Below are 12,682 nucleotides of genomic sequence, written 5' to 3'. Positions count from 1 at the left end.
GTGACGCCAAATGACACTTTCTGATGTCAAATTGTATCTCCGCATCGACTCTGATGCGGAAGATACAATTTTGGGAACGATGGTGCAGGCTGCGGAAAACTATATGGTTGGCGCAGTGACTGACTATGAAATAAATTATGCAGAAAACGAAAAATACGCGGCGGCAGCAGATGTTTGTAAGATGGCCATTATTGCCCAGATGTATGAAGACCGGAATTCTCAACTGAAAGGGGATTTCGGTTTTGTCATTCGCAGCATGATTAACCAGCTGGAATATTGGAGTGATACAGATGGTTGATATCGGAAAATTGCGTAACCGTGTAACGGTACAGAAGAAAGTTCGCGGCTTGGATGAAGGGTTGGGAGCACCGGTCACGTTTGTAGATGACGGCCAGATATGGGCTGAATTCCTGAAGCAACGCATCTCTTCTGCTGTCATTGCAGACGATGGGGCTGCAGTGTTGGTTACCCAGGGAATCCGTATCCGTCCCCGTGAAGTACAAAAGGGGTGGCGAATCGTTTTCGGCAACCATGTTTTTGAAATCATTGATGTCGATCGCTCGGATCCGGCAATCTATGTATTGACCACGCAGGAGATACGGCCATGAAGATGTTCGAAATCCGTGTGAACATGGGTGAAGTCATTTCCAAAGCTGTAAAGGATATTGACAAGTACGATGTTGCAAAGCAAAAGAAAATCAAGAAGGTTATAGCGGACGGAACGAAAGAAACAAAGGCAAGAGCTTTGCAGCTGGCGCCAAAAGGACCGACAGGAAATCTGAAGAAAGGTATCAAGGGGCACCTTGTTGACGGCGGGCGGGAGGGAATTGTCATGTCTACCGCTCCCCATTCCCATTTGGTTGAATACGGAACGGATCCACGTATTACGTATACGGTACGGAAGAAAGCTTTGAAGATAACCTGGAACGGTAAGACCGGATGGGCACGTGGATACATCGGCAGCGGAAAAATGCCTGCCCGGCATGTGCTCAAGAGAGCAGCTGAACGGGAATGGCCGAAGATTGTGCAGTCAATGGAGAAAGCAATGAAATGATTTTAATTAAAGACGTACCGCAGGTCCCACTGCGCAGGGCACTGTTTACTATGCTTACTGATGGGCAGGATCATAATGTGTATGGCGATGTTCCAGAAGACGCAGTACTTCCCTGGATCACCATAGGCGGCATGATTTTCAGTCCGATTGGCAGCAAAACAACGGTTATCTGGCAGGCAAAAACGAATATCGAAGCGTATTCAGACGGGACACAGAAACTGGAATTGAATGAAATGTTGAATGACATCTGTACGTTGGTATCGTATTACGGTAACAGTCTGGAAATCGAAGGGTACAGTGTTATTGATACGGAGATTGAGACTGTGGAGACGGAACAAGAATCAACGACAGGGTATCACGGAACGGTAACAGCCGTATTTAAATTACAGAAAGCGAGGAAAACAGAATGAGCAAATTAACAGCTGAAGAATTGCAGAATCTTCCAGAGAATCCGGATACTGACTTAGCAGAAGCTGGTAAGGATGTATTATTGTATATTGGCAAAAGCGGTTCGGGAGATGAAGAGGTGTTCGCACTCGTAGGTGGCCAGCGCAATTCCACTATTGAAATGACAACAGATTCTCTGGACGCATCCCACAAAGGGAGCGGTGGTTGGAAACAGAGCAAGCCCGGACTGAGCGGTTGGAAATCCAGCTTTGACGGCTTACAGATCATGTCGGACGAAGGCGCCCAGATTATGGAGTACTGTTTCAGGGAGAAGAAACAGATTCATGTGAAATTCGTATATCCTGATCAGTCATATCAGCTGGGCTGGGCGCATGTGACAGAGTTCACCCGCGACAATCCGCATGACGGCATAGCCACCATCAAGTCTACTCTGGAAGGCGTCGGAGCAATCAGCGAGATTACGGCAGCAGAGGCTGCAGGAGAGGCAGAGGAAACGGAAACTAATCCGTAAAAGGGAGGTAACATAAATGCAGGAAGCGATTAGTTTCAAAAATGGTGACCGGGAATGCAAATTACTGTTCAATATCCGTACACTGAAAAATATGGAGCAGGAATTAGGCTTTTCCCTGAATCTGTTATTCACTCCAAATTTGACGCTGACTTTACGGCTGACGACCATTATGTTTACCTATCTGGGCATCAAGTATGGTTTACAGGATAAAGAGCCGGAAGATACGGATTACTATAATTTTATTCAGCAGTATTGTGATAACGGTGGCTCGTTGGATACGCTGAATGCGCATATCCTGGCAGCGATTGACGCTACAAACCTTTTTACGGAGGGGCAGACGGCAAATCTGGAAGAGATTCGCAAAGTGCTGGAAACGGCACAAGCAGGCAAGGAAAAAGTCGAAGTCTGACATCTTTTGCGGAATGGGTCAGCATGGCGGAGCCACTGGCCTACGAAATCGGCCTGAAACCGAAAGAATTTGAACAGATGCAGCCCGGGGAATTCTGGTTGCTGTTGGAGGCCAATGACCGGCGCCAGCGGGAACAGGATTACCGGTCTGCATATTTTTTGTCGTACCTGATTGCCCCGTATCTGAAAAAAGAAACCACGGTCACGGTAGAAGATATTGTGGATCCTCTTTGGGAAGATCCGGAAGAATTGAAAAAGAGAAAAGCGGAAGAGAGAAAGAAAAAGATTGAGGCTGACAGGAAAACTTTGGAAAAAGAATTTGCCTGGGCGTTAAAGGAGTAATAGAAAATGTCTGTGTTGTCTGCATTGATGGTAAAAATTGGAGCTGACAGTTCCGGGCTGAGAAGAGAGCTGAAAGGAACAAAAAAGGAAATTAATAATGCTTTTTCTGTTGATCCGATTATCAGTTTTCAAAATGCAATTACCGGCACTACAGCGAATGTTGGTTTTTTAATCAACAAATTCAACGCGGTAACGGCTTTAATAGGCAGCGGTTTTGGTCTTACAGCATTAATTACCAACGCCGTAAACGCGGGAGCGGCTGTTAAAGATTTGGCAGATAAACTACAGATTTCAACTGCTGAAGCTGATAATTTTTCAAGAGTGATCAAACTGACTGGCGGAGACGTTGATTCAGCGGCTGCAGCCATGATGCGCCTGGATTCTTCCATAAGCGGGAACAGCGAAAATGCGCAGAAAATCCGTGCGGTATTAGATGCTGTAGGCGTTTCTGTAACGAATCAGGAAGGAAAGTTGCTACCGTTAAATGAGCAGTTGAAAAATCTTGCACAGGGTTATCAGGTCGCTGCGCAGGCTGGGTATGGGCAGGAATTTATTATGAATACCTTAGGCGTTCGCGGCATGGCTTTGACCGAAACGCTAATGAAATATAACGATGCAGCCGAAGACGCCTCCAAGATTAAAGGAATCGGACTTGATATTGAGCAGATGGCGGAAATTGACCGTGAACTGCAAGTCGTTCAAGCACAGCTTGGGCAGCTGACCATGGCTGGCGGCGCATTACTGGCGCCGATAATCGGTGAATACTTGCCTGCAATCACAGAAGGATTGGCAGAAACGGCAGGTCTGATAGCAGAAAACAAAGAGGGAATTGTTTCTCTTGGAGCAGGACTTGCGCAACTGGCTGTGACATATAAAGTAATTCAGGCCATGGGTAAAGCCGGCGGTTTATTAGGTACATCAGTGACAACTGCAGCGGCAGAGCTGGAAACTCTTACAAAAGCACAGGAAGAAGCTATCTCGCGGCGGCTAAACATACTGAAAGCAGCGCAGAAAAAAGAAGAACAGATGATGACTAAAGAGGTGGCTGCCCGGAAGATAACGGAAGCGGAGAAGGAAAAAATTATCACAGAATCTTGTATGCGGATCCAGATGAAATATTCGGAAACAGCTGCACGGATTGAAGCGGAAATGCGGACGGCATATCGGAAGATGAACGCAGAGGCTAAGTTGTCAGCTGCCGGGCAGGTGCAGGCCATTGCAACAACTGGTACGGCTGCAGAAGTGGCCGGTGCAAAAACAGTGGTGGCAAGCGGTGCGGCTAAAGGTGCGGTAGGGTCGCTGACAAAAAGCGTCTGGGCTTTGGTAGGCGGATGGTATGCTGTGGCGGCCGCCATCGCGTTCGCCTTTGAAAAACTTGTAGCGTTCAAACAAGAAAAATCAAAGGAAATAACCGGCGACACCTATGTAGGAGAGCAACGGTACCGCAAGGGATCTGACGGCGCCTTTTATCGACAGGAAATAAATACAGAGGCGGAAGACGCCTTTGATACATATACTGAAACGAAGGTTACTGATGAGGAAGAGTTGACTGCAGTGAGAGAAGCATATCTGCAGAAACATCCACAGAAAACAGTGGATACGCCAAAGCCTGTAGATAGCGACAAATACAAAAATCTGTTTGAGAATGCCGGCTCTGGCGGTAGCGGAAGTGGCGGGAAGTCATCTTCCGGAAAGGCTTCGGACCCGGAAAAAGAAGAGCAGGAACGCCGACAAAAGTTGCAGAGGAGTATTGAGCAGGAATACTCTATGCGAAGGACTGTAAATGATGCAATGCGGGAAAGTGTTGACCTGCAGACTGCCTACATGTCGGTAGCGGGCAAAGCGGCCTATGAAATGCAGAAGGAACATGAAAAAGCTATTGAAGGTATCAAGAGCCGCTGGTTACAGTTTGAAACGGAATATATCGGCATGTCGGATGCGGAGCGTGCCCGGATGGTTAAGAACTTGGAAGAAGTCGGTGCCGCGTTTGAAATCACGGAGGAAGGCAGGCTGTCTTTGGCAAAACAGGTGGCAGCGGATATTGCGGCAGCGGAAAAACAGTATGATGATGAAATCGTTGCTTACCATACCCAATGCAAGGGCATTCTGGCGGAGATAGATGACGCGTTCCGCTTGAACTCCATGGAAAAGCTGCAGGAGTCTTTGACCAATGAAAACGCGGCCATTCTAAATGCCTACAACACAAAACAAAATATGATGAAACGTTATTATGATAATTGGCTGATTACCCATCAGAACACCAGTGAAATGGTGGCCAATATTGTGATGGACAGTCAGGGCAGCTTCGAGAATTTCTTCAAGAATATACTGACCGGGGCTAAATCATTTAACGATTCTCTGTTGGATTTGTTCAGTGGATTGCTGGATGCCATTGTCAAGCAGATTGCGGAAATGATGGCGGCAAAGGTAGTAAACCAGTTCCTGAGCTGGATCATGCCAGGCTTCTTCAACGCCGGCGGTAGCGTTACAACCGATGGCTTTATGGGAGGGAGTCTGTGGATTTCGGGAGGAGGCGGTATCAGTGTTCATGGTGCAACGGGTGGTTCTATTGTAGGACCGGGATCTGGAACCAGCGATAGTATTCCCGCGATGCTCAGCAATGGTGAATTTGTTATGAGTGCTGCAGCGGTGCGGCGCATTGGCGTTCCATATCTGAATCGGTTAAACAAAGGCTATGCGAATGGCGGCTTAGTGGCCGGAAACGCTGCGTCTGACGGTTTTGGTAAACCTGCGAACATACAGATTAATATCCAGAATGAGACAGGACAACAGTTGGAAGCCAGGGAAGCCGGCAGCAGCTTTGATGGCGAGAAATACATTCTGAACCTTATCCTGAAATTCGTGAACAATAATGATGGCGGATTGCGGACGATGATTAAAGGGGTGGCAGCGACATGAGTGAAGAAAAGATATATTTCCCCGACATTACGCCGCCGACCTGGCCATTTGATGAGGAACCGGAAGATACTTCTATCATCAGTAAGTTTGAAGAAGGAAGCCAGCAGAGTCGGGCTAAGTTTACCCGTTCCCGACGTAAATGGACGTTGAAATGGAAACACATATCCCGAAAAGAATACCTGATTCTGATGCACTTTATCAAGCATGTAGTCAAGTTTTCCTCAAAGTCATTTTACTGGATCAATACAGATTCCATTGACGATGATTACCAATACCTGAATCCGGATCAGGAGGAGGTGGAGGTACGCATAACCGCTGTTGGAAAATGGACAAACGATGCATTACAGTATTGGTCTGGTACTCTGGAATTGACGGAGGTGTGAAATGTTACAACTGTCGTCAATCGCGAAACGGGAAAAAAATAAGCTCTCGACCGGCAGCGCATTCATCATCTTGCTGGACATCAAACTGGTTACCGATACGGCGCGGATTTGTTATAACACAGAAGATATTACTTGGAATGGCAATTTATACCAGGCCTTTCCGTTTAAGCTCGGGGACGTCTCGGAGGACACGGACGGAAGGACGCCGGAAGTGCAACTGATGGTGGACAACACTTCCCAGGCGTTGCAGTATGCGGTGGAAGAGGCAAACGGCGGGAACGGGAAGGAAGTGATCCTGCGCGTGGTGAATTCGGAGGCGCTGGAGAATCCGGAACCGGAACTGGAAGAAAAGTTTGTCGTCACTAAAACCAATGTGACCCAGGAATATATCACATTCACGCTGGGGGTTGAGTACAGCACCAGGACCCGGCGGCCACTGATGCGTTATATGAAAAATAACTGTCCGTTCCGGTATAAGAGCCTGCGCTGCGGATGCACATCGTCTTTGGCCAGCTGCAACCATACGCTGACGGATTGCCGGCAGCGGAATAACTCGCAGCGCTTTGGCGGGTTCCAGGGGATTGACCAGAAAGGGGTATATGTTCATGGTTGAATACAGCGACCTGATCGGCGTGCCGTTCCGGAACCGGGGCAGGGATGTAAAAACCGGCCTGGATTGTTACGGACTGGTTATGGAAATATATCGGAGATACGGTATTTCAATTCCGGAATACACGGAGGATTTTGATAATTTGGAAAAGGTGAACGCGCTGATTACGGAGAGCGTCGCCATAAAAAGCAACTGGCGTCGGGTGGAAGGAGAACTTCCGGTTCCGTGCCTGGTGGCAATACGTTTTGGGGTTCCAAAAGGAATGGTGAATCATACCGGCTGTTATATAGGGAACGGCCGGTTTATTCATATCCGGCAGAATATTGGAGTTTGTGTTGACAGCATCGCTTCGCCGGCGTGGAAGCGGGTCATAGAAGGATGTTATGAGTACATAGGTGACGGAAATGGTAACACTGGTAATCGTTAAGAATCCTTTTGAACCGTGGAACGGGCGGGAGATAAAGAAGATTGTACCGGGTGACACCGTGCAGCAGCTGCTGTCCGGATATCAGTTGCCGGGGCTGGAGATGATGGCCAGTGTGAACGGGTACACCGTGGCGCCGGAAACCGTCATCCAGGACAATGACATTGTGGTGATTTGCCCGGTGGTTGGAAAGGGTGGCAAAAACATTCTGGGGTTAATTGCGTCGATCGCCTTATCGGTCGTGGCGTTTGGCGTGGGCGGTATTTTTTCAGACGTTGCGAATCCTGGGATGTGGGCAGCGGGCGCGGCTCATTTTACAACGATGTCCTATATCGCTATGGCCGCGGTAATGTTTATTGGCAATACCTTGATAGGAAGAGCATTTGGCGGCAAACCGGATACCGGGAAATACGAGGGTACGACGGAAGCGACATATTCCTGGAACGGCGTTTCCACCATGGAAGGGCAGAACAATGCGGTGGCCCTGACATATGGGACCGTTATGAGCGGTGGCCAGAGTATTGCCAAAAATGTGCAGGTAATTGATAACGAAGAATACCTGAACTGGTTGGTGGCAGCCGGGGAGGGTCCGTTGGTGATATCCGATATTAAGATAAATGACAACGACGTTGCCTATTACACAGGAATGACGGTAGATGTGCGGGAAGGCACGAACACACAGGAAGTCATTCCTAATTTTAACGATACGTTTTTCACAAAGACTTTGGGGTACCAGCTGCTGGAGACGGAGCGCATTGATACGGCCCAGGGCAATGCCACGGAAGGCCTTGCGGTTAAAGTGGAATTCAACGGCGGCTTGTATTATGCGAATGACAGCGGCGGGTTAAGCGAAGCTTGGGTGAAGCTGCTGGGAGAGTACAGGAAAGGTGAAACCGGGGAATGGGAACCGTTTGTGTTTTCCAAAGAAACGAACAGCAGTTATGTGAAAACAGTAAAGAATGAAGCGCTTGTCGGGAATTATACGTTTCATGTAGAAGATTTTACAGATTATAACCAGTGGCACGAGCCGGTCAGAACATATACGATGGCGACACTCACATGTCCGGATGGGACGGAGTTGACAAAAGAAGTCCATCGCGGCACAGAGTTTTCGTTGGGGGATTTTACATTTTTGGTTCCGTATGAAGATGATGGTGACGATGGAGGCGGTGGCGGCGATGGTGATGGCGGCGGTGACAGTGACTTTTAAGAGGTGACGGATAATGGCGCAGTCAACGATAAATGAGACATTTACAGTCAGCTATGAAGGCTTGAAGATTACCGGCAGCCAGTCCAGCGCAATCCGGAAAGAATTCCGTGTGGATGGTCTCCCGGCAGGGGAATATTATGTCAAAATGCAGGTGACTGGCCGGTCGCACGCTGTAACAAACAGTAGGGCTGCTGTTCGGTGCTATTGGACCAGCCTTACATCAATTGTGTATGACGATTTCTGTTATCCGAACATTGCGCTGATAGGTATCCGAGCGCTGGCCACGGATCAGATCAGCGGCAGCCCGACGCTGAAATTCAAAAAAACATGCCCGTATGTGTGGGTATGGAATCCCTATACGGGCGCGTATGTACAGAAGGCTTCGAACAATCCGGCATGGGCAGCCTATGATGCGCTTCATCAGTGCAGGGAATTGGAGGATCCTAACAATCGGGGACATTTTGAGTTTGATGTCCGGGGGGTGGAAGCGGATCGGATCATTTACGACCAGTTTAATGAATGGGCGGCGTTCTGTGACAGCAAGCGGCTGTATATCAATATAGAACTGAACACGGTCGGGGAAATGCTGGAGGTCATCAATCAAAACATTGCCAATGTAGGCAGGGGCATGGTGATTCCGTTCGGCACAAAGTATGGCTGCATATGGGATTGCGCAAAGCAGCCGGTGCAGATGTTCGGCATGGGAAATATTTGTGCCGGCACGTTCCAGGAAGATTTTCTCCCAACGAATGACCGGGCCAATGCTGTGGAACTGACCTACATGGACGCGGAAAACGATTTCAACCGCGAGACTATAACGATTTATGGAGACAATTATGATGACGCAGCCACAGAAAAGGTAGCGCAGGCAACGTTTAACGGTATCACCAGCTATGAGCAGGCGTACCGGGAAGGGATGTATCAGCTGTACTGCAATAAGTATCAGGTGCGGACGGTATCCTTCGAAGCGAACATTGACGCGATTGCCTGTACCCTCGGGGATGTAATTCTGGTGGCCCATGATGTGCCGCGCTGGGCGAGGTCGGGCCGGATTGAGAAGGTGGAAGGACAGGAACTGCTCTTGCCGGTGGAACTGGAAGATGCGTCAGGAGAGTATCGCATCCAGTACAGGACGGTAAATGACAATCTGTACACTTCGGCAGTGACGATTCTGGAAAACAAAGATGGCTGGTGCCGGGTGCAGGTTGCGACTCCGTTCGATGAAGCGGATCCGCCGCAGCGTCATGACATTTTCGATTTGGCTGTTACTAATGTGGGGAGCAAACCGTTTGTAGTGAAGAGCATTACCCGGGCGCAGGACTTCACAAGACGTATCAGTGGAATTGAATATAATGAAAATCTCTATAACGAAGATTATGACATTCCGGAGATTCATTACTCCAGCGAAGACGCCCGGCCAAAAAATGTAACGAATGTCAGCGCGACGAAATACAGCTACCTGACGCCTGACGGGGTAGTCCGATACAAGATGGACGTTTCCTGGGAACGTGCTTCAACCGGGCGGTTTACATTGTTTGTTTCTTCGGACGGGGAAGGCTGGAGCCTGCTGGTGAGTGGGTTGAGCGCGACGGAGTATGCGGCGGAGGTGGATGCTGATACAGCCTTTGTGAAGATTATCACGACCAACGGGGCTGTGATCACATCCGGAACGGTAGCTGCGATTACGAACATTGACACAATGATGCAGCAACTGACGATTTCCGGCTTGGCAGCGACAGTAACTATGTCGGGAAGCATCGGAACGGTACAGGCTGTATGGGACGCAATCACGGCTTCGAACCTGAAACACTACAAGGTGACATTCCGGGGCAGCGAATACCGGACGATAAACACATCGGCAGAATTTGGCGGGGTTCCGGAAGGTAGCTATGTTTTGTCTGTGCGGGCAGTTACCAATCAAGGAGCAGAAGGCACGGCAGCGAGTGTGACTGTAGAAGTGGAAGCACCGGAGCCAGAGCCGGAACCTGTGGTGCCGTCGGATACATAAGGAGGTGCAAAATTGATAATCGTAAAGGATAAAACAATCATGACCAGCAAAGGGCAGACGTTCACCACGTTGTTCCAGATGCCGGAGGATGGGTATGTGCTGGACGGCAACGAGACCATCAGATTGAACGTGAAACGGAATCCGGAGGACACAGAAATCCTGCTGACCTTGCCGTGCGGGATTGATACGCTGAACAATATCATCTCCGTTTACGGAACGAAACAGGAGATGTCCGTGCTGGATGCCGGTATATATTTTTATGACATTGTTATGAATCTCACGTCAGGCGCCCGGTACACGCTGATGTATCCGACCAAATTCATCGTCAGGGAGGTTTGTTATGAGTAATAGCTTAATTGACAGGGAAATCACCCAGGGCGTCATCCCGATTGGTACTCCCAAGGCATACAAATATGACGCAGCGCTGGTGGAAGCAGCAAAGTCAGCTGTACAGCAAGGCATTGCAAGCATTCCGTCAGTTGTAGAAAATGCTGCTGAAGAAAAAGTACAGCCATACGTTACGGAAGCTTCTAACTCTGCTACGGCCGCGGCGAAAAGCGTAACGCAGGCAGAGGCGATCAAGAACGCTATGCTTGCCGGTTACGGCTATCCCTTTACCGCTTCCACGGTAGCAGACATGACCGATATAGATAAAATCTATGTGTATACTGGCAGCGAAGAAGATTATATAAATGGCAACTGGTATTACTATAACGGATCTGCATGGGTAAGTGGTGGTGTGTATAATGCGGTTGCTTTTACCACGGACAAGGCGTTGTCTGTTAGTGATGCGGCGGCCGATTCCAAAGTGACAGGGGATAACATCAAAGCACTTAATAAACAAATCCAATCCCTACATTCCGTGGCTATTAGTGGCGACCTTAATAATAAAACGGTAAGCACTATTCAAGGTTTGTCTGTGGAAGTAGACGGATGTGTAATAAAGTTAAACGGCACTACAAACGGGTCAACGAGTTCTATTCGAGTCTTTTCGTTGCAAGAAAACCCACCCAAAGGATATACAAGCGCAAACAACTTTTACAATGGCTGTACATTATCAAACACTTTGCTTGCAGGTCATACATACAGAATGCACGCGGTGTTGGTTGGAGGGACGTTCACATCGGGGGACAATACACATGGTGCGGGTACTGTTTTCCCCATGGGAACTAACACCACACTTTGGTTGACATCATATGCCGATGGATATAACGTAGGCCCTGCCTTAATGTATGGTGATGGTGCGGAGTTCACACCGGAAACCGACATGGTTGTGGGCGCGTTGAATTTCAGAAGTGTTGGAACACGCGTGTTCAACAACGCCGTTATCGTTGCGTATGTGGAAGATGTTACCGTAACGAGTAGGCTTGTCACAACGGACACGACGTTATCCATAGATGGGTTACCTGCCGATGCAAAAGCAACGGGCGAATCTATTGCTAATGCGAAAGCAGAGGTTGATTATATCAATGCTGAAAAGTGTGTTTTTGCTCATGGTGCTATTGACACGGGTGGTAGCACAGGGGATATAATCAACATTTACGATGTTGAAACTGGCGGTTCGTTTGATTATTATGTTTCCGAGTGCGAGCCGGGCGCGAGATTTGTAATATACGGCGAGGGTGGAACAACATCTCGTCGGTTATATGCATTCTTATATACTGACGATGATGACCAACAAAGAATTACTGGTGTTAGAGCGGATGCCGGAGAAACACACCTTGATGCCGATTATGTAATTACTGCCCCGGAGAACGCGTCACATATTGTTGTACACTGCTTTAGAGATACCCCGCATCACCTTTATAGGGGGTTGCCAATTAGCCTTCGGGTAAATGAACTGGAAAATAAAGTTGGCGGCATTGATGCGATCAATGAAATGATCGGTGGTCAAGCACACGAATACACTGGCCGGTGTTATATTAAAACAGTTGACCCCATAGACATCACGGCGTATCAGAGCAGTCCAAGTTTTGCATCTTGTGTTTTACCTTGCGAAGAAGGAGATAAGTTTATCATCACAGGGTATGGTGGGACACAAAATCAGCGGTTGTATGCGTTTATTGACGAGGACGGCTACATGTTGTCAGTAAAAGCGGGAAAAAACGAACAGGCGGATGAGCAAACGATTACCGCTCCTGCTGGTACTGCGTACCTTGTATCCAACGTCCGTGTTGCCTATCCATATGCGCTTCGGCAAGGAGAGTCTATCATTAGTCGCCTTGACGATATTGAAGAATCGCTTGATGGGGTAGCTGATGCATATAAAATACCATCGTACTATGATGAGAACGATTATTTAAAGGTAAGCGCAAAATAAAATACCGGATTTCATCATCGGCTGAATTGTGCCATACTTAATGGTATAAAGCAGCCGATATTTTTGTGTGGTACGAGATGTCGGC

General features: G+C 48.3%; 15 protein-coding genes. All 15 read left to right on the top strand.

Going from position 1 to position 12,682, the window contains the following annotated elements; genetic code table 11:
• Positions 1-10 precede the first annotated feature (10 nt).
• The 15 genes from ACZOWY_RS07720 to ACZOWY_RS07650 are packed head-to-tail and all read left to right on the top strand — an operon-like array spanning position 11 to position 12,597.
• A complete protein-coding gene (locus ACZOWY_RS07720; RefSeq protein ID WP_484394911.1) occupies positions 11-298 on the top strand; it encodes a head-tail connector protein in 288 nt (95 codons plus the stop codon).
• The gene (locus ACZOWY_RS07715; RefSeq protein ID WP_484394909.1) at positions 291-608 is read left to right on the top strand and encodes a head-tail adaptor protein; all 318 of its coding nucleotides are present in this window, start codon (positions 291-293) and stop codon (positions 606-608) included. Before ACZOWY_RS07720 ends, ACZOWY_RS07715 begins: the two co-directional genes overlap by 8 nt.
• Positions 605-1,054: an HK97 gp10 family phage protein gene (locus tag ACZOWY_RS07710; RefSeq protein WP_484394907.1), complete on the top strand. Its 450-nt coding sequence runs from the start codon at positions 605-607 to the stop codon at positions 1,052-1,054. The genes ACZOWY_RS07715 and ACZOWY_RS07710 overlap by 4 nt, the downstream gene beginning before the upstream one ends.
• Positions 1,051-1,464, top strand: a complete 414-nt coding sequence (gene gp17 / locus ACZOWY_RS07705) for a tail completion protein gp17 (RefSeq protein ID WP_484394904.1) — start codon at positions 1,051-1,053, stop codon at positions 1,462-1,464. Before ACZOWY_RS07710 ends, gp17 begins: the two co-directional genes overlap by 4 nt.
• Complete coding sequence (locus ACZOWY_RS07700; protein ID WP_484394903.1) at positions 1,461-1,973, top strand: phage tail tube protein; 513 nt, start codon at positions 1,461-1,463, stop codon at positions 1,971-1,973. The genes gp17 and ACZOWY_RS07700 overlap by 4 nt, the downstream gene beginning before the upstream one ends.
• Positions 1,974-1,989: 16 nt before the next feature.
• Positions 1,990-2,382, top strand: coding sequence for a hypothetical protein (locus ACZOWY_RS07695; RefSeq protein WP_484394901.1), 393 nt, complete (start codon positions 1,990-1,992; stop codon positions 2,380-2,382).
• 23 nt (positions 2,383-2,405) lie between these two features.
• The gene (locus ACZOWY_RS07690; RefSeq protein WP_484394899.1) at positions 2,406-2,723 is read left to right on the top strand and encodes a hypothetical protein; all 318 of its coding nucleotides are present in this window, start codon (positions 2,406-2,408) and stop codon (positions 2,721-2,723) included.
• 6 nt (positions 2,724-2,729) lie between these two features.
• Complete coding sequence (locus tag ACZOWY_RS07685; protein WP_484394897.1) at positions 2,730-5,642, top strand: phage tail tape measure protein; 2,913 nt, start codon at positions 2,730-2,732, stop codon at positions 5,640-5,642.
• Complete coding sequence (locus tag ACZOWY_RS07680; protein ID WP_484394894.1) at positions 5,639-6,025, top strand: hypothetical protein; 387 nt, start codon at positions 5,639-5,641, stop codon at positions 6,023-6,025. Before ACZOWY_RS07685 ends, ACZOWY_RS07680 begins: the two co-directional genes overlap by 4 nt.
• A gap of 1 nt (position 6,026) precedes the next feature.
• Complete coding sequence (locus ACZOWY_RS07675; protein WP_484394892.1) at positions 6,027-6,638, top strand: DUF1833 family protein; 612 nt, start codon at positions 6,027-6,029, stop codon at positions 6,636-6,638.
• Positions 6,631-7,062 carry a C40 family peptidase gene (locus ACZOWY_RS07670; protein ID WP_484394890.1) on the top strand — a complete coding sequence of 144 codons (432 nt, stop codon included), beginning with the start codon at positions 6,631-6,633 and terminating at the stop codon, positions 7,060-7,062. The genes ACZOWY_RS07675 and ACZOWY_RS07670 overlap by 8 nt, the downstream gene beginning before the upstream one ends.
• Positions 7,040-8,269, top strand: a complete 1,230-nt coding sequence (locus ACZOWY_RS07665; protein ID WP_484394888.1) for a ubiquitin family protein — start codon at positions 7,040-7,042, stop codon at positions 8,267-8,269. The genes ACZOWY_RS07670 and ACZOWY_RS07665 overlap by 23 nt, the downstream gene beginning before the upstream one ends.
• Before the next feature lie 13 nt (positions 8,270-8,282).
• Complete coding sequence (locus ACZOWY_RS07660; RefSeq protein WP_484394886.1) at positions 8,283-10,277, top strand: phage tail protein; 1,995 nt, start codon at positions 8,283-8,285, stop codon at positions 10,275-10,277.
• 12 nt (positions 10,278-10,289) lie between these two features.
• Positions 10,290-10,625, top strand: coding sequence for a hypothetical protein (locus ACZOWY_RS07655; RefSeq protein WP_484394883.1), 336 nt, complete (start codon positions 10,290-10,292; stop codon positions 10,623-10,625).
• Positions 10,618-12,597, top strand: a complete 1,980-nt coding sequence (locus ACZOWY_RS07650; protein WP_484394878.1) for a hypothetical protein — start codon at positions 10,618-10,620, stop codon at positions 12,595-12,597. Before ACZOWY_RS07655 ends, ACZOWY_RS07650 begins: the two co-directional genes overlap by 8 nt.
• The last annotated feature ends 85 nt before the right edge of the window (positions 12,598-12,682 follow it).

The sequence above is a fragment of the Succiniclasticum sp. genome, from assembly GCF_056977735.1.
The sequence above is the reverse complement of the archived record's forward strand: the minus strand, read 5'-3'. Positions and strand labels throughout refer to the sequence as shown.

What these genes read in the sequence shown, in the direction of transcription:
- ACZOWY_RS07720 (WP_484394911.1), top strand. Translation starts at nt 11, where the DNA reads ATGACACTTTCTGATGTCAAATTGTATCTCCGCATCGACTCTGATGCG.
- ACZOWY_RS07715 (WP_484394909.1), top strand. Translation starts at nt 291, where the DNA reads ATGGTTGATATCGGAAAATTGCGTAACCGTGTAACGGTACAGAAGAAA.
- ACZOWY_RS07710 (WP_484394907.1), top strand. Translation starts at nt 605, where the DNA reads ATGAAGATGTTCGAAATCCGTGTGAACATGGGTGAAGTCATTTCCAAA.
- gp17 (WP_484394904.1), top strand. Translation starts at nt 1,051, where the DNA reads ATGATTTTAATTAAAGACGTACCGCAGGTCCCACTGCGCAGGGCACTG.
- ACZOWY_RS07700 (WP_484394903.1), top strand. Translation starts at nt 1,461, where the DNA reads ATGAGCAAATTAACAGCTGAAGAATTGCAGAATCTTCCAGAGAATCCG.
- ACZOWY_RS07695 (WP_484394901.1), top strand. Translation starts at nt 1,990, where the DNA reads ATGCAGGAAGCGATTAGTTTCAAAAATGGTGACCGGGAATGCAAATTA.
- ACZOWY_RS07690 (WP_484394899.1), top strand. Translation starts at nt 2,406, where the DNA reads ATGGCGGAGCCACTGGCCTACGAAATCGGCCTGAAACCGAAAGAATTT.
- ACZOWY_RS07685 (WP_484394897.1), top strand. Translation starts at nt 2,730, where the DNA reads ATGTCTGTGTTGTCTGCATTGATGGTAAAAATTGGAGCTGACAGTTCC.
- ACZOWY_RS07680 (WP_484394894.1), top strand. Translation starts at nt 5,639, where the DNA reads ATGAGTGAAGAAAAGATATATTTCCCCGACATTACGCCGCCGACCTGG.
- ACZOWY_RS07675 (WP_484394892.1), top strand. Translation starts at nt 6,027, where the DNA reads ATGTTACAACTGTCGTCAATCGCGAAACGGGAAAAAAATAAGCTCTCG.
- ACZOWY_RS07670 (WP_484394890.1), top strand. Translation starts at nt 6,631, where the DNA reads ATGGTTGAATACAGCGACCTGATCGGCGTGCCGTTCCGGAACCGGGGC.
- ACZOWY_RS07665 (WP_484394888.1), top strand. Translation starts at nt 7,040, where the DNA reads ATGGTAACACTGGTAATCGTTAAGAATCCTTTTGAACCGTGGAACGGG.
- ACZOWY_RS07660 (WP_484394886.1), top strand. Translation starts at nt 8,283, where the DNA reads ATGGCGCAGTCAACGATAAATGAGACATTTACAGTCAGCTATGAAGGC.
- ACZOWY_RS07650 (WP_484394878.1), top strand. Translation starts at nt 10,618, where the DNA reads ATGAGTAATAGCTTAATTGACAGGGAAATCACCCAGGGCGTCATCCCG.